Here is a 24,707-nt window from a genome sequence, read left to right as displayed (position 1 = left end):
CCTAACATACAAAATATTATCTAGGAGGAAGAAAAAATGGCAGTAAAAATTTATTATCAGGAAGATTGCAACATGGCATTGTTAGAGGGCAAGACCATCGCCATTATCGGTTATGGCAGCCAGGGACATGCTCATGCTTTAAACTTAAAGGAATCCGGATGTAATGTTATCGTAGGTCTTTATGAAGGCTCCAGATCCTGGGCAAAGGCTGAAAAACAGGGCTTCCAGGTTTACACAGCAGCAGAGGCAGCTAAGAAAGCTGATATCATCATGATCCTGATCAATGATGAGAAACAGGCAAAATTATATAAAGAGTCTATTGAGCCAAACCTGGAAGAGGGCAACATGCTGATGTTTGCTCATGGTTTTGCTATCCACTTCGGACAGATCAAACCTCCTGCAAATGTAGACGTTACTATGATCGCTCCTAAGGCTCCTGGCCACACAGTAAGAAGCGAATACCAGATTGGAAGAGGAACTCCATGTCTGGTAGCTGTTGAGCAGGATTACACAGGAAAGGCAAAAGATATGGCTCTGGCTTATGCCGCAGCTTTAGGCGGAGCAAGAGCAGGTGTTCTGGAGACTACCTTCAAGGTAGAGACAGAGACAGACCTTTTCGGAGAGCAGGCTGTACTTTGCGGCGGTGTTACTGCCTTAATGAAAGCCGGATTTGAGACTCTGGTAGAAGCAGGATATGCTCCTGAAAATGCTTACTTTGAATGTATTCATGAGATGAAACTGATCGTAGACCTGATCTATGAAAGCGGATTCAAGGGAATGAGATATTCTATCTCCAACACAGCAGAATTCGGCGATTACATCACAGGACCAAAGATTGTTACAGACGAGACAAAGAAAGCTATGAAACAGATCCTGTCCGATATCCAGGACGGTACTTTCGCAAAAGACTGGATTCTGGAGAATCAGTCAGGCTGCATGCACTTCAATGCTATGAGAAAGAGAGAAGCTTCTCATCAGTTAGAAGAGGTAGGAGAAGAGCTGCGTAAACTGTATAGCTGGAATGGTAAAGAAAAACTTATCGACAACTAAAAAATATAAATAAAAAGAAAAAGAACCGCTTGCAGAAGCTGGAAGATTTTCCGGTTTCTGTGGGCGGTTCTTTTTGCTTTGTGGAATTATAGAAATTCTATAAAGAAGTTCGGGAGAACTTACACTTCCTCAAAGGATCCTGTTCTCTGCCGATAGAAATTAATAAATTCCTGAACCGCGGTGGTCTGTTGGATATTCTCCAGATAGGCAAATCCAATTTCTCTTTTTCGGATGGGAGAATCCAGAGGAATCTCCACCAGAGTTCCCTCCCGGAGTTCTTTTTCCACAAACTGGCGGATCACGCAGGCCACACCAAGACCAATCTTGGCGAATTCAATGAGCAGGTCCATGGTAGAAACTTCCAGAAGATTGTTGGTTTCTATATGAAAAAGTGACAGGTAATCGTCAATATACTGCCGGGTGATATTTTCCTTGTCCAGAAGCATAAGGGTGGCGGATTTCAGAATATCCTCCCGATTGTTTGTACGCAGGGAGAGATTATCCAGATAGGACTGGGTGGCCACGAAAATATCCTCGATCTCTCCAAGGGAATCGAAATGAATATGATGATACCGTTCTGGTTTTCCAATGAGACCCAAATCGATTTTGTTTTCCCGCAGAAGCTGAAGAGTATGGTAGGTAGACTGACATTCAATGGTGATCCGGATGTGAGGATGCTGGGCGATAAACTCCTTCAGATAGGGAAGAAGCATATATTTACACAAGGTAGAGGAAACGCCGATATGGAGGTGCCCGATTCCCAGTTCATTTATTTTTTTCAGCCGTTCCTCTCCTGTCTGAAGGGCGTAAAAGGCTCTCTGTACGTAGTCGTACAGGAGCTCTCCTTCTTCAGTAAGCTGTACCCCACGGGAGTTCCTGGAAAACAGTGTAACGTCCAGGCTCTGCTCCAGCTTCCGGATAGATTTACTGATGGCAGGCTGGCTGATAAAAAGCTCTGTGGCTGCTTTTGAGATATTTCCTGTATTTGCCACTGTATAAAAAACTTTATATAGGGATAGGTTCTGGTCCATAAGCACTCCTTTCTCTGACAGGAATAAACTGCAATGTTTATGAATTTAAGTTATGTCTGTCATGTTTAATATGTATTTCTATTATAACAAAACATATGTTAGAATGGCAATAGCAGAACAGGAAAAACAGTAGTAGGAGGCGAAAGCTATGGGAATGACAATGACACAGAAAATCCTGGCAGCCCATGCAGGATTGGATAAAGTAGAAGCCGGACAATTGATCGAGGCAGACCTTGATCTGGTACTGGGAAATGACATTACCTCTCCGGTGGCCATCCACGAAATGGACAAAATGACGGTAGATACAGTTTTTGATAAAGATAAAGTAGCCCTTGTTATGGACCATTTTATTCCAAACAAAGACATTAAATCCGCAGAACACTGTAAATGTGTGCGGGAGTTTGCCTGCCGCCATGATATTACCAATTACTTTGATGTAGGAGAAATGGGGATCGAGCATGCCCTTCTTCCGGAAAAAGGACTGACAGTGGCAGGGGATGCGATTATCGGAGCGGACTCACATACCTGTACTTACGGAGCTTTAGGGGCTTTCTCAACAGGAGTGGGAAGTACAGATATGGCAGCGGGAATGGCTACAGGAAAAGCCTGGTTTAAAGTGCCTTCCGCTATTAAGATCAACATTGTTGGAAAACCTTCCAAGTGGGTCAGCGGAAAAGATGTGATCCTTCATCTGATCGGGATGATCGGCGTAGATGGAGCGTTGTATAAATCTCTGGAATTCGTGGGGGAAGGTATTAAAAACCTTTCTATGGATGACCGTTTCACCATTGCAAATATGGCTATTGAGGCCGGCGCAAAGAACGGAATCTTCCCTGTAGATGAGCTGACAGAAGCTTATATGAAGGAACACTCTAGCCGTCCATACAAGATCTATGAGGCAGATGAGGATGCGGTTTATGATGAGGAATATACTATTGACCTCAGCACTCTGAAATCTACCATTTCCTTCCCACACCTTCCTTCCAACACCAGGACTATGGATCAGATCACAGAAGATGTGGTCATCGACCAGGCTGTGATCGGTTCCTGTACTAACGGAAGGATCGACGACTTAAGATGTGCCGCCAAGATCCTGGAAGGCAGAAAGGTGAAAAAAGGCGTCAGATGTATTGTGATCCCTGCCACTCAGCAGATCTATCTTCAGGCTATGGAAGAAGGCCTTCTGAAGATCTTTATTGAGGCAGGAGCAGTGGTAAGCACGCCGACATGCGGTCCATGCCTGGGCGGTTACATGGGCATCCTGGCAGCAGGAGAGAGATGTATCTCCACCACCAACCGGAACTTTGTAGGACGTATGGGCCATGTGGATTCTGAGGTATATCTGGCCAGCCCTGCGGTGGCAGCAGCCAGCGCAGTGACCGGAAAGATTTCTGTGCCGGAAGAACTGGGATTATAGGAGGAAATGAAGGATGAAAGCAAGCGGAACAGTTTTTAAATATGGAGACAACGTAGATACAGATGTTATCATTCCTGCAAGATACCTGAACTCTTCAGATCCGAAGGAACTGGCAACCCACTGTATGGAAGATATTGATAAGGAGTTTGTGAATAAGGTGAAGAAAGGGGACATTATCGTAGCGGAGAAAAACTTCGGCTGCGGTTCTTCCAGAGAACATGCGCCCCTGGCGATCAAAGCCGCAGGAGTAAGCTGTGTGATCGCAGAGACCTTTGCCCGTATTTTTTACAGAAACGCTATTAACATCGGTCTCCCCATTATTGAATGCCCGGAAGCCTCTAAAGGCATTGAGGTAGGAGATGAGGTAGAGGTGGATTTCAACACAGGAATCATTACAAACAAGACTAAGGGAACAACCTTTAAAGGTCAGGCATTCCCTGAATTTATGCAGAAGATCATTAAGGCTGAAGGATTAGTAAACTACATTAACAGCCAGCAGAAATAGCAGAGGATTTTAAATAAAATAAAGAGGGATAAGGAAATTGTTCAACGGCTGATAATTGGCTGTAATAACAGAAAGCGGATATATCGTGAGATGCGATATATCCGCTTTCTGTTGTATCTATTGTATTTACTCCTTGGAACAGTAAATCTCAATAGCCTGCTTCGGTTACTTTTGCAGGTTTTAAAAGGCCGATAGCATCATAATGGTGCAGTGTGCGCACACTTACTCCTGTGAGTTTGCTGACTTCATTTACTGTTCGCATAATTATCTCTCCCATGTAAAGATATCATAAACTATGACGTAACGTCAGAGTCAAGAGGCTCAAAAAAGTTTTCGCGAATAACTTTGGAAAAATCGGAAGGTAGTGAAACCAATTGTCCTGCAACTGGCTATTTACTTCCTACAAAATATCTTTTCGACTGTATTTCCAATAAGCAAGAAGTATTCCGATGATCCCATAGCCCATGCCCAGAATGACCAGATGCATATCCAGACTTACATTGGTGACGATATCGGTCCCTTCTGCATAGCCGAAAGGAGTGATATATTTTAAGAATCCGGCGGCGTCGGAGATGTTGGCAATGATATTAAAAAAATACAGGATAACTGCAATGCCCAGTCCGATTCCCAGGCTTCCCCTGCGCAGAAAAGCAGAGATGCCAAAGCAGATGCCGCCAATCTCAAGCTGAAGGAGAAAATAGGCCAGATGGAGAAGCAGCAGTTCTTTCCATGGAATCTCTTCTCCAATCCAGACAACAGAAGCCAGGGATAGAAATAAGACAATTATGTTCAACAGGAAGAGCTGAAAAACTATAGCCAGCAGTTTCTCTGTAACAATGCGGCGGCGGGTTACCGGGTGAGTAAGAAGAAATTCGCCGGTATGGTCTTTTTCCTCTTTGGAAAGCATGGAAACAGCACAAAGAGCTGCAAACAGAGCTCCTCCCAGTCCAAGGATATTCCCGCATTCTATGGAATAAAAGCCCAGAAGGGTGCCAAAACTGACCTGATCCATGCCGAAAGCCTGGCTGAAGCTTCCCATTGAGGAAAAGGCATCACTGACTTCCTCCATCTCACTTTCCATTTCAGGAAAAAGAAAGATACAAACTGCCAGGAGAAATCCAATAGCTGCCGTCCAGATGAGTAAAGTATTTCTGCCCTGACGCATTTCATGTTTCAGGATTGTCATTGAATGTTGCCTCCTTCCCTATAGTAATGAAGAAAGATCTCTTCCAAATCTGGTTCAGAGATATTCAGATCCTTTATGGGCTGGGAAGAAAGAACCTGGAGCAGCAGATTGATATCACCGCTGTAAAGAAAGCTGCTTTCCTCCTCTGTACTTTGCAGGTCCCGGATACCGTCAAGGCCTTCCGGAGTAAATTTTCCATGAACCGTTATCCGTTTTGCACTGGTCCGGGACAGCTCTTCTACGCTGCCTGAAGCTATGATCTGTCCCTTTCGGATAATGGCAGCCCGGCTGCAGTAGCGCTGGATCTCGGACAGGATATGTGAGGAAAGAAATACGGTCATGCCCTTCTGGTTTTTCTCCCGGAGAATAGAGAAAAATTCACGCTGCATGAGCGGATCCAGGCCACTGGTGGGCTCATCCAGGATACACAGCCGGGGCTCATGCTGAAGGGCGCAGACAATAGCTGCTTTTTTACGGTTTCCAAAGGAAAGTTCCTCTATTTTTCTGGAAGTATCTAACTGAAGTCTTTCGCATAGAAGCCTTCCGGCCTGCCGGCAGTCTTTTTTATGAAGGTCTGCAGATAGACGGAGAAGTTCCTTTACCCGCATTCCTGAATAGAAGACTGCCTCAGAAGGCAGATAACCGATCTGGGAGAGGATTTCTTTTTGATCCTTTACAATGTCCATTCCCAGGATAGAAGCTGTTCCCCTGCTTTTGCGGATAAGTCCCAGGAGGGTGCGGATGGTGGTGCTTTTTCCTGCTCCGTTAGGGCCGATAAATCCATAGAATTCTCCTTCTTCCACTTCCAGGTTCAGGTCCTGTATTCCCGGATTTTTTCCGTAAAATTTTGTCAGCCCGGAAGTCTTGATTGCTTTCATGTTATCCCCTCTTTCTGTTTCAGATTTGTTTCCAAAATAATATCATTTATGAATGGTATTGACAACGTTTTTCCCTTAGGATACCCTGTAACTGAAACAGGAATTTGATTTTAACTTACATAAATGGAGATATGAAGATGACGACCATCGGAATTTTGGAAGATGATAGACTTTTGAATGAAGCCCTGGCCAGAATGCTGGAAAAGAAGGGATATCATCCTCTCCGGGCCTATACTTTGGAAGAGGGGATGAAGCTTATCCGGCAGAAGCCGGAACTGATCATTCTGGATATTAACCTTCCTGACGGGGAGGGGACCAGGATCTGTCAGGCAGCCAGAGAGTACAGCAGGATTCCGGTGCTGTTTCTCACGGCCAGAGACGAAGAGGAAGATATGCTCCGGGCTTTTGATCTTGGAGCTGATGATTATCTGGTAAAGCCTTTTTCTATGGCAGTGCTGCTGAAACATGTGGAAGCGGTCCTCCGCAGGACACAGGGAGAGAAGGAAGTTTTTCTCTACCGGGGACTGACCATAGATCCGGAAAGAAAACAGGTGGCAAGGGAAGGGGAAGAGATCCGTCTCACCCCAAGGGAATATGCCCTTCTGGATCTGCTGGCCAGGAACCGGGGAAGAGTACTGACCAAGACCATGATCCTGGAACAGGTCTGGGACAATCAGGGAGCCTTTGTCGAGGAAAATACCGTGAATGTAACTTTAAACCGTCTGAAAAAGAAAATTGAGCCGGATCCGGAAAATCCTGTGTATATCCGGAATGTATTCGGCCTGGGCTATACTTTTGGAGATTAGAAGATGTTTCAGCTTCAGAACAGAAAAGAGATGGAGGCCTTATCGGAGGCCCTGGAAAAACTGATAAACGGAGAGGAACCAGAGACAGCGGGAATCAGCCAGGATACCCTGCCCTCCAAAGTCCGCAGCCAGATCCTCCGCCTGGGGGAAATCATGAAGGCAAAGGACCAGGCCCTGGGCAAAGAGAAGGAGGAGATCCGTGGGCTGATCGCAGATACTGCCCACCAGCTTCGGACCCCTCTGGCAAATATGGAAAGCTATCTGGAACTTCTGGAAACCATGGACTGGGAGGAAAAAGAGAGGGAGAATTATCTTCTGGCACTGAGAGAATCCCAGGAGAAGATCCGGTTCCTCACAGAAGGGCTGATCAAAATGGCCAGGCTGGAAAGCCGGATCATTCAGATCCGGAAGGAAGCCCGGGATCTTCAGGAGACCCTTTTGGAAAGTATCCTCCAGGTGAAAAAAGAGGCAGAGGAAAAACATATAGAGATCCGCCTGGAAATGACGGAGGGAGAACAGGCGCCCCATGACCGGCAGTGGCTGGGAGAGGCGGTGTATAACCTTCTGGATAACAGTGTAAAATATTCGGAAGAGTATGGACAGATCCTGATGACCGTTGTGAGAAATGAGATGTTTACAGAGATCCGGGTCTGTGACTGGGGCAGAGGGATCGAAGAAGGAGAGGAGAATCTGGTCTTCGGAAGATTTTACCGGGGAAAAAATGTATCCGGAGAGAAAGGATTCGGCCTGGGCCTGTACCTGGCCCGGGAGATCGTCCACCAGCATGGAGGCTTTCTGAGGCTGAAACGTCAGGAGCCGGGTCTTTCCGTAAGCATCTATCTGCCGGAAGAATAAGGAAAAGTTTTATGGCTGTAAGGAGTTTGTAAGTATTCCCTGATAGACTGAAAACAAAGGCAGCGATACATGGTTTTGTCAGACTGCTGCCATAGAAAAGAAACAGGGGGATACAGGTATGGAAATTTTAAGAACAGAAAATCTGAAAAAAATCTATAAGACCCTGTCAGGGGAAGTCCGGGCCCTGGACGGGGTTTCACTGTCTGTAGAAGAAGGAGAATTTGCAGCTATCGCGGGCTCTTCCGGAAGCGGCAAGACTACCCTTTTAAATATGCTGGGAGGTCTGGACTATCCTACCAGCGGGCAGGTCTTTATCAGGGGAAAAGCTCTGGGAGAAATGAATACAGAGGAGCTGACGGTATTTCGCAGAAGGAACATCGGCTTTGTGTTCCAGACGTATAATCTCCTTCCCATACTGAATGTAAAGGAGAATATTACCCTTCCCTTAAAGCTGGACGGGAGAAAGCCGGATACTGCTTTTCTGGAGGAGATCACGGACACCTTAAAGCTTCGGGAGAAGCTTCTGGACATGCCGGGAATGCTTTCCGGAGGCCAGCAGCAGAGAGTGGCTATCGCCCGGGCTTTAAGCACCAAGCCGGCGGTGATGCTCTGTGACGAGCCTACCGGAAACCTGGATTCCAGGACCGGTATAGAGGTGGTGGGCCTTTTAAAAGCCAGTGCAGAAGCTTTTCACCAGACCATTCTATTAGTGACACACAACGAAGAGATTGCCCAGATGGCAGACCGGATTATCCGGATCGAAGACGGAAAGGTAAGGTGAGGAGGATGAGAAATAATAATCAGGAAATTGCATCCCTTCTTGCCAGGGAAAGTTATAACAGTAATAAGAGCCGGAACCGGATCCTGACTGCCGCTGTGGCCCTTACCGTTATGATGCTTTTCGGGGTTTTCAGTCTGGCAGTGGGGAAACTGGAAACAGATATCCTTTTGTATATGCGAAACAGCGGCACGGCGGCCTCTACCACCCTGGAACGGGGAAGCAAGGAACAGCAGGAGGAAATAGAAGCCCTTCCTTATATCAAGGTTGTAGGGAGCAGTGTATATATAGGAAATACAGAAGACTACAGCTGTGAAGTGCTGGATGAGACCGGCTGGGAGAAAATGACGGCTCCTGCCTATTCGGATATCCATGGGGAATACCCCCAAAAGACAGAAGAGATCATGCTTCCTGTCCGGGCCATGGAAGCGATAGGGATCCATGAGCCAGAGCTTGGTATGGAAATCCCAGCCGGCATTAACCTTCCAGGGGGAGAAAAACTGGAGAAGACCTTTATCCTGTCCGGATATTATACAGACTACCGGGATCCTGCTATATACAGGCCGGCAGGCTATTTTTCCCAGGAATTTCTTCAGGGTCTGACTATGGAGAAAGAGGAAAACACCACTCTGCTCATTCAGCAGAAGGATAACATTGATGATGAAGCCATTGAGGATATGCTGTATCGGGACGTGGAAATGCGGGATGACAGCCAGCAGTTTTTCGGAGGGATTTCATTTTACAGGCAGTCTGTCTATGATCTGGCCGGAGGCTTTGATACGGCTGTTCTTATGGCAGGGCTGATCCTGTTTGGAGCGGCCATGCTCCTTTATAATGTCATGTACATTTCTCTTAGCCGGGATATCCGGCAGTACGGGCTGTTGAAAACGATGGGAACTACGAAAAAACAGTTGAGGTCTATTGTTCTCCGTCAGACCGGCAGGATCCTGGCAGGAGGCTGTGTCCTTGGAGGAGCAGCAGGAATCCTGATCACTGTAACGGTAATCCCCCGGCTCCTTACCGGAATGTATCTGCAGGGGAGGGGAGAAGCTTCTGCAATGATCGCCTTCCGCCCCTGGATCCTGGTCCTGGCCGTTGTTTTCGGGGGACTTGTGACCTTGTTAAGTTCTCTCTGGGCCATGAACCGGGTAGTAAAGATGTCGCCGGTGGAAGCGGTAAAATATACCGGCCAGAAAGAACCGCATCCGGAAAAAGCAGGGATCCGTAAATGCAAAAAGACAGGAGTGGACAGAAATCCAAAGAAATCTGCTGTGGAAAAGTCATGGGGGTATTCCGGGGGGATTCCGGCTATGGCCTGGAGGAATCTATTCCGGTTTAAAAGGCGTTTTATTCTTACCCTTCTTTCTCTGGGACTGGGAATCCTGATTTCTCTGGGGGCTGTGGTCCTTTCAGTAGGAACAGATCAGACCAATAAGATTAACCAGAGACGCCCGGATTTCCAGATTGATTGCCATATGAACGCAAATATCGTAGAGGAGTATCCGGCAGACCAGGTGTTCTTTTCACCGAAACTGAGAGACGAGATTGTTAGCCTGAAAGGGGTGACGGATAATGATACCGCCTGGGGCGGCTACGGAAAAGTGGATTTAAGAGAGGAGGCCCTTCAGGTGTATACGGCAGATATGGAGGACCGGAACCGGAATTATGGAGTTGTGATCCAGGTGGTCAGTGACCAGTGGCTGGAGGATCTGGAAAAGTTAAAAGAGGAAAAAGGGCTGTATGTGGATCCGGAAAGTGTCCGTCAGGGTGAAGGGCTGATTTTTTTCCATACCCACCTGCTTTCCAGGATCCAGGAGGAAAAAGGCAGGGAAGATATGGGAAAAGAATTCCAGATTACAGATATGGCAGGAGAGCATTCTACAATTATGAAGTTTGCTGGATATCTGGATTCCTATGAGAAAGGCCTGGAACGGATGGCAACTACCTGGAATGGAGGGGGTATTTTTTACTTTCTAATAAGTGAAAAGGGATTTCAGAAATTAGGTCTGACAGAACAGATCTTCCGGGTGGATCTGGAGGTAGAAGAGGAACAAGAGCCATTGCTGAAAGCAGAGCTGGCAGGTATCATTTCCCGGTATAACCGGGAAAGGGGAAATGTGGCACAGGGAACAGAACTCATGATGAGTTCCGATATGTTAACTTTGGATGCAAAGTCCGATGAGCTGGCGGCAGCGAGAGACTATATCACTTCCAGCAGGATTGTCATGGGAGCTCTGTGCGCCCTTCTTCTCATGATGGGAATTGCTAATTATTTCAATGTGACCATGACCAGCCTGGCTATGCGCAGACGGGAGCTGGCAGTACTGGAAAGCCTGGGCTTTACCAGAAGACAGCTTCGGAAAATGCTCCTTCTGGAGGGAATCTTCACTGCACTCCTTGTTACCCTGGGCGTGGTGACTATTGGAAGTTTTCTTTTGTGGGTGGAAGGGATTCTCATAAAACAGAGGCTTGCATACTTTGTTTTCCAATATCCGGCGCTGCTTCTGGTACTCTGTCTGGGGCTTCTGTTTTTCCTCTGTGGGGCGCTGCCCCTGTCTATGTACAGGAAGACGGAAAAACAGCCGGTGGTGGAGCGGCTGAAGGTAATGGAATAAGAGAGACAAAAAGAGACCATTTCATAAAATCCGGGGCCTTATATAAAAAGGCAGGGTTTTAAGAAATGGTCTCTTTTATAACAATATATGATTTCCAGAGGGCGGTATCTATTATCTTAGATGTATTTGTAGATGGTTGCCTTTACCGCTCCTTTTCCGGAGATCATTTCCCGGAAAAATCCTTCGATCTTTTCTCCCAGGCCGTTTTTATAAAGGTCTGTGAAGAAAATTTTCTCGTTGGAGAGGATAGGTTTTAACTGGTCTTTGAGAGTTTCCGGCTTTCCGATGACAATATCCTGGAAAGCCCGGGTGAGTTCTTCTGCCATGGGATCAGGGGCCAGGGTGTAGGAATTTCCCTGGTCGTCTACACCCAGCATATACCGGAGCCACCCGGCAATGCCCAGGGGAATGGCAGTAAGTCTTTCGGCACTGCCGTATTTGGCGGTATAAGCTTTGATGGTTTCTCCGAAGCGGACTCCAAGGCCCTGAGATTCATCTGTGACAATACGCAGGTTGGTGTCCAGAAGATATTCATTTACAAAGCGAAGCTGGAACAGCTCATCTGCAAAATTTTTAGGGCTGAGGATACCGGGATCCGGTACCATAGGCATACCCTCGTCATAAGCCACCATTTTTGCCAGTTTCATCAGTTTTGGATCGTGATTGATCAAAGTGGCAAAGAATTCTTCTCCCAGCAATACCCCCAGGGGAGCAACAGCAGAGTGAACCGGGTTTAACAGAGCAGTGACTTTCATACGCTCGGATTTATTCACGGTGTCCCGGCTTCCCAGATAGACGCCTTTTCCTTTTTCAAGAGCCGGACGCCCATTGGGAAAATGATCCTCAATGACCAGATACTGGGGATCTTCTCCATTTACAAACGGTGCGATGTAGGTTCTTTTAGAAGTTTCTACTGGTTGCATATCTTCCACGCCCAGAGCCTTCAGATCAGCGGCAATGACCGGATTGGGACGGGGTGTGATCTTATCGATCATAGTCCAGGGGAAGGAGACTTTACCTTCATCTTCCACATAGTCGGCAAATCCCTGATCTACATACCCTCTTTTCAGCCATTCCTCTGTCATGGTCAGTACAGAACTGCGTAGAAGGCTGCCGTTTTGTGAACAGTTGTCCATAGACACCAGGGCAAGAGGCGTACCGCCTTTTTTGTACCGTTCCAGAAGCATGGTTGTAACTATGGCCATGGCCCCTGTGGCTCTGTCGGGCCCATGATCAATGTCTGCCTGGACATAAGGAAGGTATTTCCCCTCTGCGTTGGTCAGGGCATAGCCTTTTTCCGTGATGGTGAAGGACACCAGCTGCAAAGATGGGGAAACAAAAATTTCTTTCAGACGGTTCCACTGTTCCGGATCTGTACTCTGTGCTTTTACAGCCTCCCCAAAAGCTCCAAGAACTTTGTAATCTCTGGTTCCGTCTGTATTCAGGACAACACTGAGGCCCAGATTATCGAAGGGACGATAGATCTTGTCCACTACATCATAGTCAAAAGTTTCTACACAAGTGAGAGCCGTGTCCAGTTCTCTGTTTTCCAGCAGTCCGTCAGCGATACTGCCGATGAAAATACGGAAAATATTGCCGATCCCCAAATGGGCCCATCTGGGAGCTGCCTGTGCTTTTTTTGCTGCGTTTTCTACATCATAACCGGGGAGGGCGATGCCGGCGGCTTCCCATTCCCCTTTATTTTTGAGTCCTTCCAGTGAAAGCTTCATCTTTTTTTCCTCCAATCTGTCTTTTCCTGTATACGCAGTACAGAAGTTGTGTTAAGTGTATGATAGCACAAAATGTGGAGGAAATATATAGCAACTGTTCAGCCAAAGTAAGGGCGTTAGTGCAGTTTTGCGAATAGTGGGGGCGGAACTGTTGCAATATATAAGAAAAAGGTTGACATCAGAGATATAAGTATTATAATAGTTGTACCTGATCAGGAAATTGAATACGATCATCTGAGGACGGACAGCCGCAGCTGCGAGTCGAGAAGATGTCGGGTGCGCCCGGTTATTGTAAAAGATAACCGGGCGCATTTTTTATATGTTTATGCCCGGACATAGGTCAAGGGGATATGCTTTTATGCACATATTGGAGAGTAGAAAGGATGAACAGACATGGAATATTTACAGAGAATCCGATTGTTAAGAGACAGACTTCACCGTCTGGAAGTAAATGACAGAAACAATTATGGCGTATGCCAGAAGATAAGGCGGGAGATTGAAACACTTGAAAGAGAAGCGCAGGAGAAAGATTCCTGAACTTGTAAATAGAAAAAGCGGAGGAGCATACATTATGGAGAGAGAGAATTCCAGAAACGGCATGGAAACTTCGAAAAGAGAGCCTGTTTCACGGCTGCCTTACAGAATCCGGCTGTTAGAGGATTTCCTGCCCTTATATGCCGGGCCGGGAAGAGAATATGTGAAAATGGGAACCATATCAGACGACCAGCGGCTGGAGATTATTGAAGAGCGCTGGGGAAAAGGACAGGAATTATGGGGAAGACTGAAATCCAATGCGGGATGGATTCTTCTGGAAAATGTGGAGAGAGCTATTATCTGAGAGTCCTGCAGATGTTGGAAAGTTATTTCCATGATCAACACTGGAAGACCCTTTTTCTGAAAGGAGGCTGCTACTGGCTGGCGGAACTTCTGCATCAGGGGATCAGAGATTCCAAAATCGTGATCAACCGGGTGGAGGAGCATTGTGCAGTTGCCTTTAATCATGGAATATATGATGTCACAGGACGGATATCGGGGAAAAATTTTCATATCGCCAGCCCACGGGAGATAAGCTTTATGAAGAAAAATTATATCCCGCAGTTTAATACAGAAAAACTTGAGAGATACCTGAAAATGTTATGATCTTTATATTTCAATGGGAATCCTGTATTCTTTGTGAATGGACAAAGAATACAGGATTTTTCTATGGGGAAGTATGGGAAGACTGAAAAAATACGATGGCAGACCAGGTAAGGGTCTGTTATAATGGACTTAGCGGCAGAAATTCCTGAAAATAGCAGGATAGAGAAAATACAGAAGTTTATAAAAGCAGATATAAGAAAGGGGCTGTTTATAATGATGGCGGATAAAGCCATAGACCAGGGACGTCCCTTTGACTGGGGAAAAGTTTCGGAGGATTACGCCAGATTTCGGGATATCTATCCAAAAGAATTTTATGAAAGAATTGTGGAAAGAAACTTGTGCGTGAAAGGACAGAGGGTATTGGATCTTGGTACGGGAACCGGAGTCCTGCCCAGAAATATGTATCAATACGGCGCCAAATGGGTAGGAGTCGATATTGCAGAAAATCAGATTCGGGAAGCAAAGCGACTGTCAAAGGACATGGACATTGACTATATCACAATGTCGGTGGAGGATCTGGATTTTCCAGAAGGGTCTTTTGATGTGGTCACAGCCTGCCAGTGCTTCTGGTATTTTGATCACCAAAAGATTATGCCTAAACTTTACCGTATACTGGACAGAGAGGGACGTATCCTTGTCCTCTATATGGCCTGGCTGCCTTTTGAAGATAAAATTGCAGGGGCAAGTGAAGAACTGGTGCTAAAATATAACCCCGGCTGGAGCGGCGGAGGAGAGACGATGAGGCCGATACAGATACCGGAATGCTACAGTGAAAAATTTGACCTTGTTTATCATGAAGAATATCCTTTAAAAGTGCATTTTACCAGAGAAACCTGGAATGGAAGGATGAAAGCCTGCAGAGGGATCGGGGCTTCCCTTCCTGAAAGAGAAATCGTCCTGTGGGAACAGGAGCACCGCAGGCTTCTGGAAAAAATCGCACCGGAAGAATTTGATATCCTGCATTATGGGGCCATGGCCGAGCTTAAAAAGAAATGTTAAATTTTTTGTGATTTCAGGAGGTTTCTATGGGATTATTTGGAAAAAGTAAAAAGGAAAAAGAAGCAGAATATATGGAGCGGATCAATGTGCCCCAGTGTCTGCAACAGGATTTCATCATGAAGGTAGGAGGAGTTTTTGCTATTGCCGGAAACGGAACGGTAGTGGCAGGAAGGATTGAATCCGGTATGTGCAGGGTAGGAGAGACTGCCTTTATCCTCCAGAACGGAACGGCCTTAGAGACAGTGATCACAGGAATAGACCTGCGGACAAAAGAGCGGAAACCAAACCGTGCCGCCTATGCTACCGAGCAGGTAGGGATCGCTCTTCGAGGCGTCAGCAAGGAACAGGTACAGCCGGGAGCGGTCCTGGCGATCAAAAACGGCGGAAAATATGAAATGCAGAGCTGATAGAAGGGACAATACATGATCAGGAAAATGGAAAAAGAAGATCTGGACAGAGTTTCCAAAATCTGGCTGGATACGAATATAAAAGCCCATGATTTTATACCGTCTCGATACTGGGAGAATAATTACGAGCTGGTAAGAGAAATGCTTCCCCAGGCAGAAGTCTATGTCTGGGAGGAGAACGGGCAGATCCAGGGCTTTGTGGGCCTGTACGAGGATTATATTGCAGGAATTTTTGTCCTGGAACAGGTACAGTCCAGGGGGATCGGCGGGCAGCTTTTGGATCATATCAAAGCAGAAAAGCCCCATTTAAGTCTGAAGGTCTATCAGAAAAATACCCGGGCAGTAAAATTCTATAAACGGGAAGGATTCCAGATAGAAATGGAATCTGTAGATCAGGAGACCGGAGAGAAAGAATACGCCATGAAGTGGCATTTCTGAAAAAAACGAGGGAGGAAACCAGAATGATCATTGAGAATAATCCGAAACAGTTGGCGGCAATGGAGGAATTTCATAAAGGAAACCGGGCAGAAGGACTTCGTCTTCAGGAAGAGTTTGCAGCCCAGTTCAGAGAAGAATATAAAGATAAGGACCACTGTCCCTGTCAGAAGGCCTGCCGTTATCATGGAAACTGCAAAGAATGTGTGGCTATACACAGAGCCCATCAGGAGCATGTGCCTAATTGTATGCGGCCTATGCTGAATAAAAAATTTAAGGTTTTATCGGAATTAACAGAACATACCCTGGCAAATGAGATTGAACCGCCTAAGGAAGTTCTCCGTAAAGATATAAAAACTCCTCAGTGAGCAGGGAAAGGCTGGTGAAAAGCGAATGAGAGGAAAATTAACGGCAGCATTGGCTTTGCTGGCGGCTTTCAGTATCGGCGGCTGCGGAGGCAACCGGATGGCAGATTTATATGATAATGAAAAAGAAATCTCCAGCGATTCTAATTCCTTTAATCTGGACGAAGTCCAGCAGAACATAGAGGAAGATAAGTGGACTGCTTCTGTGGAAAGACTGGAAGGAATGGATACCGTATGGTCCTGGGAAGCCCAGGAAACTACAGAAGTGGAGTTCTCTTATGAAATCACATTATACAGCGGTAAATTGAAAGTAGTGCTTATTGACCCGGAAGGGGCTCTGACCACTCTGGCAGAGTGTGATTCTCCAGGGGAACTAAATGCCCAGGAAAGCATCTCCCTGGAAAAGGGAGAAAGCAGGATAAAACTTGTAGCAGGAGAAGATACCAGATTTGATATACAGTTGGGGATGACAGAAGGAAGCTTTACGGAGCTGGGATTTTAAAAGAAGGGGAAGAAGTTGAAAAAGAGAATCCTATTATTGACCTGCTGTTTATTACTGGCAGCTTCAGGCTGCGGAAATCAGAGCGCAGAAAGAGAAGAAGATTTGCCATGCACTCTCCAGGATATGTCATATTATAATGAAAAAAGGCTGGAATTCCTTATGTGGAAGTCCAGCCTCAATCTATCGGGGCAACAGGATTTGAACCTGCGACCTCACGGCCCCCAGCCGTGCGCGCTACCAAGCTACGCCATACCCCGCAATCAACAAATGCTATTATACCAGAATTTTTTTAAAAATCAACACTTTTTTAGAAAATTTTTTGGACTGGAACCAAAGTATTTTCGAAAGGCCCCTGAAAAGTGTTCTGGAGAGGAGTATCCCAGGGCGTTGGATACGGAGGTGACAGTCTGGCCTGGCTGCCCCAGAAGGACCAGAGCCCGCTCCATACGGGCCTGAGTCCGCTTTTCCAGAAAGGTCTGTCCGTAAAACTCTTTCAGGAAACGTTCTGTCTGCCTGGTGCTTAAACCTAAGCGGCGGGACAGTTCCCTAAGACTCAGATTTTCATATTCATATAAAAAATAATCTTCTGCAATGACGGATTTTTGCAGGACCAGATTCTGAGGAGAAGAGGAATTTCCCTCACTGGCAGCGGACCGGGAACTGCGGATGCAGAGAATAAAAATCTGTTTGAGGAGGCCGCAGATGTATTCCCCATATCCAAAGGGCTTTTTCTCCAGCTCCTCTTTCAGCTCTTCTAAAAGAGGAAGCAGACAGGAGCCCTTTCTTTCCAGAATAAGATCCTGGGAGATCAGAGCAGACAGGATCGGCTTTTTTCCGCTAATGATACTGGGAAGGCAATGGTCTATATGGAAATAAAGGCAGAATTCCACCATGGGTTCTTTTTTGTGGGAAATCTCAGAATGTTCTATGTGAGGACCTGCCATATAAAAGGTTTCCGGAGCTGTGTGAAAATATCCATCTTTTAAATGGATCTCCCCCTTCCCAGAGACGATATAGTGCAGCTCATAGCAGCCGGCGCCATGGCTGTGAAAAGGTACATGGAGTACCTGACGGCAAAGGGCAATGGTAAGGACATGGACGGGGATATTTTCAACAGTGAAAGTAAAATCCAGATTCTGGAGCAGGGTGTTCATTTTATTTCCTCCTGACAGGGAATAACGTTGTTTTTAGTAATCCAACAGGCGGTTTCAGAAATTCTTCCGGTTTTCTTACAGTCTATCAGGAACAGAAGAGGACAGTCAAGAAAGAATATAAATAAACCTGCGAAAAGACGACATATTTTCTGAAAGCTGTCGCTGTTCTCTCTTAAAGAAACTTCATATAAACGTATAATAAAGATAAATAAAAACACAGAGAAAACACAGAGGAGGATTTTAAGATGGGTACAATGAAAGGTGCGATCCTGCCAGGCAACAGCACAGTGGAACTGAAAGATTTTGAAATTCCAAAGCCGGGATTCGGCCAGGTGCTGATAAAAACTATGGCATCTACTATCTGCGGCAGCGATATCCGCTGTATTTACCGGAAACATGTGGGAAAAGGACCGGAGGCTTATATCCCAGGAACCATTGCAGGTCATGAACCCTGCGGGCAGATCGTAGAGGAAGGCCAGGGACTGCGGCGGTTTAAGAAAGGAGACAGGGTCATTGTCTATCATATTTCCGGCTGTGGTGTCTGCCATGACTGCAGGAAGGGGTATTATATATCCTGCAAGAGTCAGTACAGAAGAGCTTATGGCTGGCAGAGAGACGGCGGTATGGCGCCCTATATCCTTGCAGAGGAAAAAGACCTGATCCCATTACCGGAACCGTTGACTTATAAGGACGGTGCTCAGGTAGCCTGCGGATTTGGAACCGTTTATGAAGCAATTGAGAAAATAGGAATTTCCGGAAATCATACAGTGCTGGTTACGGGACTGGGGCCAGTGGGGCTTGCAGCTTTAATGCTGGCCAGAGCTATGGGTGCAGATAAACTGATCGGTGTGGAGATAAATGACTACCGGATTAATCTGGCGAAAAAATTGGGACTTGCAGATTTGATCATTAAGCCGGGAGAGGGAGCTTTAGAAGAAATTCTGGAGGCTACAGGGGGACATGGAGCAGAGCGGGCTATTGATGCCAGCGCCAATGACCAGGCCCGGCAGCTTGCGGTCCGGGGAACCAGAGACTGGGGAAGGATTGCTTTTGTAGGGGAAGGAGGTACCAGCACCCTGAATCCCAGCCCGGATATGATCCATGGACAGAAAACTATTTATGGCTCTTGGGTAACTTCTCTCTGGAAAATGGAAGAACTGACAGAGCACCTGGTACGGTGGAACATTCATCCGGAAAAGCTGATCACTCATGAGTTTCCACTGGAGAAGGCCGGAGAGGCTTATGCCCTTATGGCAGGTGGAAACTGCGGCAAAGTTGCAGTTACTTTTGAAAAATAGACGGAAAAGGAGCCGGACACAGGCAAAAATAGAAACTCATACAGAAAACCGGAAAAGCAGGAAAAAATCTGTTTTTCCGGTTTTTCTATTGACTTTTTTAATGCTTAGTGATATGGTTAATTACACAAGTAATGAACCATATAAGCAATGAACTAAAAATGTAAAGCAAGATTCAGAGAAGAAACAAAAAAGAATTTATGGGTCCATAGACAGAATAGAAAGGATGTGAGAAATCTTGCAGGAACTTTTGAATCAGGAGAAATCGATTTATCTTCAGATTAAGGAAATGATTGAAAGAGATATCCTGAGGGATATTCTCCTGGAAGAGGAAAGAGTGCCCAGCACCAATGAGCTGGCGAAACTTTACGCCATTAATCCGGCCACAGCAGCTAAGGGCGTGAATCTTTTAGTAGACGAAGGTATTTTGTATAAGAAAAGGGGAATCGGTATGTTTGTAGCGGCAGGCGCCAAGGAGGCGATCCGAAAGAAAAGAAGGGAACATTTTTTTGAAGACTATGTAAAAGCCATGTTGGCAGAGGCAGCTAATCTGGGGATCAGCAAAGAGGAACTGATTGAAATGATCGCATGGAACCAGGGAGGGAAAGAAAATGAGTGAAAAAATTTTACAATGCAGGGGAATTGTCAAGGAATACAGGAAACAGGAAGTGCTCCACAATATAGACCTGACACTGGAGCAGGGGAAGATTTACGGCCTCATCGGAAGAAATGGCGCCGGGAAGACTACGCTGCTGTCTATTCTTTCCGCCCAGAATCCGGCCACTTCAGGAGATGTTCTTCTGAATGGAGAAAAGGTGTGGGAGAACTCCAGGGCCCTTGAGGAGATTTTCTTTTCCAGGGAAATCAGTCCCAATGGAGTGGGAGATTCCTCTGGTCTTAGGGTAAAGGATTATCTGGAAATGGCAGAGGCCTATCTGCCTAAATGGGATAAGAATATGGCAGAAGAATTAGTAGAACTGTTTCATCTGGATAAAAAGAAAAAGACATTGAAGCTGTCTAAGGGCATGCTTTCCATGCTTTCTATTGTGCTGGCACTGGCCGGCAAGGCGGAATTTACTTTTATGGACGAACCGGTTTCCGGCCTGGATGTAGTGGCCCGGGAACAGTTTTATAGACTCTTACTGGAAGAGTTTACAGAAAGCGGCAGGACTTTTGTTATCTCTACTCATATCATTGAGGAAGCGGCAGACCTGTTTGAGGAAGTAATCTTCCTCCATGAGGGAAGAATTCTTTTGAAAGAAAATACCCAGGAACTGCTGGAGCACAGTATCTATGTCAGCGGCAGAGCAGAGGAAGTAGATGAGGCAGTTAAAGGAAAAGAAATCCATCACCAGGAAATCTTAGGCAGGAGCAAAAGTGTTATGGTCAGGCTGAAAGAGGGAGAAACCCTGAACCAGACCCAGGGAATCACACTGCAGCCAATGAACCTTCAGAAGGTATTTGTTTCTTTGTGCGCCGGGGAGGAAGAGTGATATGAAGAGAGGTAAGAGAATCCTAAAAGTCGTATGGGAGAATGTCTGGGTGGGATCAGGTATGGTTTTCCTACTATGCATAGCACAGTTTTTCCGTCTTTCCCAGTGGAGCCTGGAAAGTGTGAAAGAAATTGCAGGCTCTATGTTTGCAGGGGGACTTGTCATAGTGTCAGCGGCTACTTTAATGCTTATGGTCTATTCCAGATATAGCGTATATGAACCTTTGAAAATTTTTATGGGATATACCAGAAAAAAATCATTTGAGGATATGCAGTTTGCCAAGCTGCTCAGCGCTCTTTTCATAGCCCTTATTTCCGCAGCGGCTGTTACGTTTGGAAGGTGGCCTTCTGTGAAAACAGAAGATTTGACCATGGTCTTCTGGGGCTTTGTGCTGATGATGCTGGTACAGGGAGCTATGGAGCTGCTGACAATCCTCTATCTAAAGACCAGAAAACAGTGGATCGTCTTGGCTGCTATAGTAGTTGCCTGCGCCGGTATCGGGGGATTTGTGGGTTATAACGTTATGGCCATCATAGATGCAGAGGATATCATTGAGATACAGATGTCGTTCTTGTTTTTACAGGAAAATCCGCTGCTCTGGCTGCTGGTTTTTATAGTAGTCTATCATCTTATGGAATACTTTTCCTGGAAGCTGTTGAAAAATCTGGAAATCCGCATATAGCAGGAGGTGGAGAGTATGTGGAAAAGCGTAAGAGCACTTTGGAAGATCAGGAAAAAGGAGTTTTATATCTATATTTCACTGACTGGAATAGTATGGATTTTTGGAAACCTGTTTACCGGAGCCATGAAAGCAGGGACGCAGCTGCCTGGGGCTCTGCCTTTCGCCACCATGCTGGCTGCTTTTGGAGGCATAATCATGTGCGTTATAGGCTTTGGCACAGAGGTATTCTATGGATATGATTTTTATTTGCGTTTTGGTCATACCAGAAAGGAATTTCTTTTTGTATCAGGCATTGTGACCTTTTTTCAGAGTCTGATCATGGTTGTGGAACTGAAGATTTTTCTGGAACTGGAAATGCTGATTTCTCATAGTCTCTTTTCCGGCTCTCCGGGGACCAGACAACTGGAGACTGCGATCAGTATTTTTTCAGATTATGTATCTATACCCTGGCTTCCAGTCTATGGGCTGCTGATCACAGGACTGTCCTGTGCAGGAGGGGCATTTATCCATCGGTTTCACACAAGAGGCGGCTGGATACTGGTCTTTTTATGGCTTCTGGCGGCTGGAGTACTGCCGAAGATTATTCAGACACCCTGGTTTCATGAAGCGGCAGGGAATATTCTGAAAACTGCCATGGTTATACAGTTGTTTTTCGGAGCGCTTATAGGAGGCGCACTGTATCTGGCAGGGGTATTTGGGCTTCGGAAAGCAGGCGTAAACTGAGTAAATTCCTCCAAAAGAATTGACGTTTTCACCGGAAAATGGTATCTTAATAAGAAGCTATTGTAAAGTGGAATGGGAGGAATTGAAGAATGAAAAATTGCGGTAAATACAAAAGGCAGTATTTTCTTCCCCCGGTGAAATGTTTGGACTGGGCTGAGAAAGACTATGTAGATCATGCACCGATCTGGTGCAGCGTGGATCTGCGGGATGGAAACCAGGCACTGGTGATCCCCATGAACCTGGAACAGAAGATTGAATTCTTCAAAATGCTGGTGAAAATCGGATTTAAGGAGATTGAGGTGGGATTTCCTGCCGCTTCTGAAACGGAATATACCTTCCTCCGTACTCTAATTGAAGAAAACCTGATTCCTGACGACGTGACCATCCAGGTACTGACTCAGGCCAGAGAGCATATTATCAAGAAAACTTTTGAAGCAGTAAAAGGAGCGAAGAATGTCATTGTACATGTGTACAATTCTACTTCTTTAGCCCAGAGAGAGCAGGTGTTTAGAAAATCCAAAGAAGAGATCAAGAAGATCGCTGTGGATGGAGCAGTTCTTCTGAAAGAACTTACAGAGGAGGCAGATGCAGACTACCGTTTTGAGTACAGCCCGGAAAGTTTTACAGGTACAGAGCCGGAGTATGCTCTGGAAGTATGCAATGCTGTATTAGATGTATGGCAGCCCACTGCAGACAGGAAAGCCATCATCAATCTGCCGGTTACGGTCCAGCACTCCATGCCTCATGTTTACGCCAGCCAGATTGAGTATATGTGCAAGAACCTGAAATACAGAGATAATGTAGTAGTATCCCTCCACCCTCATAATGACAGAGGCTGCGGTGTGGCCGATGCGGAGATGGGACTTCTGGCAGGAGCTGACAGGATTGAGGGAACCCTTTTTGGAAACGGTGAGAGAACAGGAAACGTAGATATTGTTACCCTGGCTCTGAATATGTATTCTCAAGGGGTGGAACCTAATTTGGACTTCAGCAACATGACACAGATCAGTGAGAAATATGAAGAATTTACCGGCATGAAGATCAACGAGAGAAGTCCATACAGCGGCGCTTTGGTATTTGCTGCATTCTCCGGTTCTCACCAGGATGCCATTGCAAAAGGTATGCACTGGCTGGAGGAGAAAAAGCCGGATCATTGGACTGTGCCATATCTTCCCATTGATCCGACAGACCTGGGAAGAAATTATGACGCAGATGTTATCCGTATCAACAGCCAGTCCGGCAAGGGCGGTGTGGGATATATCCTGGAGACCAAGTACGGTCTGAACCTGCCTGCCAAGATGAGAGAAGCCATGGGTTATACCGCTAAGGCTGTATCTGATCATACTCAGAAGGAACTGAAACCTGAGGAAATTTTTGAACTGTTTAAGAAGACTTTTGAGAATGTAAAATCTCCTCTGGATATCACAGAGGTGCATTTCCAGCAGAAAGAGGACGGGATCACTACCCAGGTGACCTCAGAGTTTAACGGAAGGTCCATTACCACAGAAGCTGCCGGAAATGGACGCCTCAATGCAGTGAGCAATGCCCTGAAGAAAGCTTATGATTTCCAGTATGACCTGGTAACTTATCAGGAGCATGCTCTGGAGCAGAGTTCCAGTTCCAAGGCTATCGCTTATGTGGGAATCCGGAAGCCAGATGGAAGTCTGGCCTGGGGCGCGGGAGTAGACCCCGATATTATCCGGGCTTCAATTGATGCTCTGGTGACAGCCATCAATAACAGATAATTAAAAAAATAAGAGAGACCTTTTGAAGGAATTGTGACAATAGAAAACAAAAGGAAAAAAGAGTATGAATATTATTTGTACAATTTTAGCCGGCATCCACTGTCTTATAGAGCGTGTGTCAGAATGGGCGGGGAGACGGAAAATATCCAAGAAAAGCAGGCGGGACAAAGCTGTTTTTGTAGTGGGAGCCATTGCTGTGGCAGCTATATCTTTTTCCTGTAATAGTGTTCATGCCCAGGGAAAGAATCAAGAAGAAACTCCGAAACAAAAGGAGGAACGGCAGGAAGAGGCTGACCCAGAGGAGGACGAGGTCTGCGGGCTGGGGTCCATTATCCAGGGCGTTCTGGCTGGACAGGAGGCCCAGTCGGAAGTGACGAAGGTGGGAACCTCCTTTGAAGTTGTCCTTGTAGGTCAGAGGGTAAGTAAGAGAGAACTGGATTCTCATCTGGATTTTGCAGAAAAAGGTTCAGAAAATCTGGAACTTTTGAAGAATGAGTCTATTGGCATGTCAGAACAACATCTGACTATGTCAGATGAAGATTATGAAACTCTTCTGAAAATCGTAGAGGCAGAAGCCGGAGGAGAAGATGATATAGGAAAAATCCTGGTGGCTAATGTAATCTTTAACCGGATAGAACATCCGGAGTTCCCATCTACGGTTACAGAAGTTGTGTGGCAGAATGTGGCGGGAAGCCCTCAGTTTTCGCCTACTGTAGACGGCAGGATCCATACAGTAACAGTGTCAGAGGAAACCAGAGAAGCAGTAAACAGGGCCATTGATGGGGAAGATTATTCCCAGGGAGCCTTGTATTTTGTAGAGGAATCTACTGCAGACCAGGATAATGTAAAATGGTTTAAAAGTGATCTGAAATATTTATTTAAGCATGGGGTTCATACGTTTTATAAATACCCCTAA

27 protein-coding genes, 1 tRNA gene and 1 pseudogene are annotated in these 24,707 nt (G+C 46.0%); 22 read left to right on the top strand and 7 right to left on the bottom strand.

Annotation, left to right across the window (positions count from 1 at the left end; genetic code table 11):
- Window positions 1-36: 36 nt before the first annotated feature.
- Window positions 37-1,050 (top strand): ketol-acid reductoisomerase, encoded by a 1,014-nt coding sequence (gene ilvC, locus B5G00_RS08165; RefSeq protein WP_087271235.1) that lies wholly within the window; start codon window positions 37-39, stop codon window positions 1,048-1,050.
- Between the two features lie 119 nt (window positions 1,051-1,169).
- Here ilvC and B5G00_RS08160 read toward each other — a convergent pair whose 3' ends face one another.
- Complete coding sequence (locus B5G00_RS08160; RefSeq protein WP_087271231.1) at window positions 1,170-2,081, bottom strand: LysR family transcriptional regulator; 912 nt, start codon at window positions 2,079-2,081, stop codon at window positions 1,170-1,172.
- A gap of 148 nt (window positions 2,082-2,229) precedes the next feature.
- Here B5G00_RS08160 and leuC point away from each other — a divergent pair, with 148 nt between their 5' ends.
- Together leuC and leuD are read left to right on the top strand one after the other, a co-directional pair.
- Window positions 2,230-3,498, top strand: coding sequence for a 3-isopropylmalate dehydratase large subunit (leuC, locus tag B5G00_RS08155; protein WP_087271228.1), 1,269 nt, complete (start codon window positions 2,230-2,232; stop codon window positions 3,496-3,498).
- Window positions 3,499-3,511: 13 nt separating this feature from the next.
- Entirely contained in the window at window positions 3,512-4,003 is a 492-nt protein-coding gene (leuD, locus tag B5G00_RS08150; protein WP_087271225.1) for a 3-isopropylmalate dehydratase small subunit, read from the top strand.
- Between the two features lie 151 nt (window positions 4,004-4,154).
- Here the strand turns inward: leuD and B5G00_RS08145 are convergent.
- The 3 genes and pseudogenes from B5G00_RS08145 to B5G00_RS08135 form a co-directional block, all read right to left on the bottom strand.
- Window positions 4,155-4,265: pseudogene (locus tag B5G00_RS08145) on the bottom strand (MerR family DNA-binding transcriptional regulator); the annotation flags it as partial.
- 138 nt (window positions 4,266-4,403) lie between these two features.
- A complete protein-coding gene (locus B5G00_RS08140; protein WP_087271223.1) occupies window positions 4,404-5,189 on the bottom strand; it encodes an ABC transporter permease subunit in 786 nt (261 codons plus the stop codon).
- Window positions 5,186-6,067 (bottom strand): ABC transporter ATP-binding protein, encoded by an 882-nt coding sequence (locus B5G00_RS08135; protein WP_087271220.1) that lies wholly within the window; start codon window positions 6,065-6,067, stop codon window positions 5,186-5,188. The genes B5G00_RS08140 and B5G00_RS08135 overlap by 4 nt, the downstream gene beginning before the upstream one ends.
- Window positions 6,068-6,204: 137 nt before the next feature.
- Between B5G00_RS08135 and B5G00_RS08130 the strand changes: the two genes are divergently transcribed.
- From B5G00_RS08130 to B5G00_RS08115, 4 genes are all read left to right on the top strand, one after another.
- The gene (locus tag B5G00_RS08130) at window positions 6,205-6,873 is read left to right on the top strand and encodes a response regulator transcription factor (RefSeq protein ID WP_087271217.1); all 669 of its coding nucleotides are present in this window, start codon (window positions 6,205-6,207) and stop codon (window positions 6,871-6,873) included.
- Between the two features lie 3 nt (window positions 6,874-6,876).
- On the top strand, window positions 6,877-7,728 hold the full coding sequence (locus B5G00_RS08125) for a sensor histidine kinase (RefSeq protein WP_087271214.1): 852 nt from the start codon (window positions 6,877-6,879) through the stop codon (window positions 7,726-7,728).
- 118 nt (window positions 7,729-7,846) lie between these two features.
- A complete protein-coding gene (locus tag B5G00_RS08120; protein ID WP_087271211.1) occupies window positions 7,847-8,509 on the top strand; it encodes an ABC transporter ATP-binding protein in 663 nt (220 codons plus the stop codon).
- Between the two features lie 5 nt (window positions 8,510-8,514).
- Entirely contained in the window at window positions 8,515-11,121 is a 2,607-nt protein-coding gene (locus B5G00_RS08115; RefSeq protein ID WP_087271208.1) for an ABC transporter permease, read from the top strand.
- 116 nt (window positions 11,122-11,237) lie between these two features.
- On the opposite strand, the gene B5G00_RS08110 is transcribed toward B5G00_RS08115, so the two are convergent.
- Complete coding sequence (locus B5G00_RS08110; RefSeq protein WP_087271512.1) at window positions 11,238-12,851, bottom strand: mannitol dehydrogenase family protein; 1,614 nt, start codon at window positions 12,849-12,851, stop codon at window positions 11,238-11,240.
- Window positions 12,852-13,244: 393 nt separating this feature from the next.
- Here B5G00_RS08110 and B5G00_RS18995 point away from each other — a divergent pair, with 393 nt between their 5' ends.
- From B5G00_RS18995 to B5G00_RS08075, 8 genes are all read left to right on the top strand, one after another.
- Window positions 13,245-13,388, top strand: coding sequence for a hypothetical protein (locus B5G00_RS18995; protein ID WP_164496690.1), 144 nt, complete (start codon window positions 13,245-13,247; stop codon window positions 13,386-13,388).
- A gap of 34 nt (window positions 13,389-13,422) precedes the next feature.
- Entirely contained in the window at window positions 13,423-13,689 is a 267-nt protein-coding gene (locus B5G00_RS08105) for a hypothetical protein (RefSeq protein WP_087271205.1), read from the top strand.
- Entirely contained in the window at window positions 13,623-13,991 is a 369-nt protein-coding gene (locus B5G00_RS08100) for a hypothetical protein (RefSeq protein ID WP_162613498.1), read from the top strand. The genes B5G00_RS08105 and B5G00_RS08100 overlap by 67 nt, the downstream gene beginning before the upstream one ends.
- Before the next feature lie 213 nt (window positions 13,992-14,204).
- Window positions 14,205-14,990 carry a methyltransferase domain-containing protein gene (locus B5G00_RS08095; protein WP_330396330.1) on the top strand — a complete coding sequence of 262 codons (786 nt, stop codon included), beginning with the start codon at window positions 14,205-14,207 and terminating at the stop codon, window positions 14,988-14,990.
- A 26-nt stretch (window positions 14,991-15,016) separates the two neighbouring features.
- Complete coding sequence (locus tag B5G00_RS08090; protein ID WP_087271199.1) at window positions 15,017-15,397, top strand: EF-Tu/IF-2/RF-3 family GTPase; 381 nt, start codon at window positions 15,017-15,019, stop codon at window positions 15,395-15,397.
- Between the two features lie 15 nt (window positions 15,398-15,412).
- Complete coding sequence (locus B5G00_RS08085) at window positions 15,413-15,835, top strand: N-acetyltransferase (RefSeq protein ID WP_087271196.1); 423 nt, start codon at window positions 15,413-15,415, stop codon at window positions 15,833-15,835.
- 23 nt (window positions 15,836-15,858) lie between these two features.
- On the top strand, window positions 15,859-16,200 hold the full coding sequence (locus tag B5G00_RS08080; RefSeq protein ID WP_087271506.1) for an LPS biosynthesis protein: 342 nt from the start codon (window positions 15,859-15,861) through the stop codon (window positions 16,198-16,200).
- Between the two features lie 25 nt (window positions 16,201-16,225).
- Window positions 16,226-16,699: a hypothetical protein gene (locus B5G00_RS08075; RefSeq protein ID WP_087271194.1), complete on the top strand. Its 474-nt coding sequence runs from the start codon at window positions 16,226-16,228 to the stop codon at window positions 16,697-16,699.
- A 183-nt stretch (window positions 16,700-16,882) separates the two neighbouring features.
- Here B5G00_RS08075 and B5G00_RS08070 read toward each other — a convergent pair.
- Window positions 16,883-16,956, bottom strand: a tRNA-Pro gene (locus B5G00_RS08070).
- Between the two features lie 39 nt (window positions 16,957-16,995).
- Window positions 16,996-17,853 carry an AraC family transcriptional regulator gene (locus B5G00_RS08065; RefSeq protein ID WP_087271191.1) on the bottom strand — a complete coding sequence of 286 codons (858 nt, stop codon included), beginning with the start codon at window positions 17,851-17,853 and terminating at the stop codon, window positions 16,996-16,998.
- Between the two features lie 245 nt (window positions 17,854-18,098).
- Here B5G00_RS08065 and B5G00_RS08055 point away from each other — a divergent pair, with 245 nt between their 5' ends.
- The 7 genes from B5G00_RS08055 to B5G00_RS08025 all read left to right on the top strand — a co-directional run bounded on the left by B5G00_RS08055 (window position 18,099) and on the right by B5G00_RS08025 (window position 24,707).
- Window positions 18,099-19,151: a zinc-dependent alcohol dehydrogenase family protein gene (locus B5G00_RS08055; RefSeq protein WP_087271184.1), complete on the top strand. Its 1,053-nt coding sequence runs from the start codon at window positions 18,099-18,101 to the stop codon at window positions 19,149-19,151.
- A 235-nt stretch (window positions 19,152-19,386) separates the two neighbouring features.
- Window positions 19,387-19,767, top strand: coding sequence for a GntR family transcriptional regulator (locus B5G00_RS08050; RefSeq protein WP_087271181.1), 381 nt, complete (start codon window positions 19,387-19,389; stop codon window positions 19,765-19,767).
- The gene (locus B5G00_RS08045) at window positions 19,760-20,641 is read left to right on the top strand and encodes an ATP-binding cassette domain-containing protein (RefSeq protein ID WP_087271177.1); all 882 of its coding nucleotides are present in this window, start codon (window positions 19,760-19,762) and stop codon (window positions 20,639-20,641) included. The genes B5G00_RS08050 and B5G00_RS08045 overlap by 8 nt, the downstream gene beginning before the upstream one ends.
- A gap of 1 nt (window position 20,642) precedes the next feature.
- Window positions 20,643-21,323 (top strand): hypothetical protein, encoded by a 681-nt coding sequence (locus B5G00_RS08040; protein ID WP_087271174.1) that lies wholly within the window; start codon window positions 20,643-20,645, stop codon window positions 21,321-21,323.
- Between the two features lie 15 nt (window positions 21,324-21,338).
- Window positions 21,339-22,046 carry a hypothetical protein gene (locus B5G00_RS08035; RefSeq protein WP_087271171.1) on the top strand — a complete coding sequence of 236 codons (708 nt, stop codon included), beginning with the start codon at window positions 21,339-21,341 and terminating at the stop codon, window positions 22,044-22,046.
- An 89-nt stretch (window positions 22,047-22,135) separates the two neighbouring features.
- A complete protein-coding gene (locus tag B5G00_RS08030) occupies window positions 22,136-23,791 on the top strand; it encodes a 2-isopropylmalate synthase (RefSeq protein WP_087271168.1) in 1,656 nt (551 codons plus the stop codon).
- Between the two features lie 64 nt (window positions 23,792-23,855).
- The gene (locus B5G00_RS08025) at window positions 23,856-24,707 is read left to right on the top strand and encodes a cell wall hydrolase (protein WP_087271166.1); all 852 of its coding nucleotides are present in this window, start codon (window positions 23,856-23,858) and stop codon (window positions 24,705-24,707) included.

Origin of the sequence: Blautia sp. An46 (assembly GCF_002161645.1) — a bacterium.
In the GTDB taxonomy this organism is placed as follows: domain Bacteria; phylum Bacillota; class Clostridia; order Lachnospirales; family Lachnospiraceae; genus Blautia; species Blautia ornithocaccae.
The sequence above is the reverse complement of the archived record's forward strand: the minus strand, read 5'-3'. Positions and strand labels throughout refer to the sequence as shown.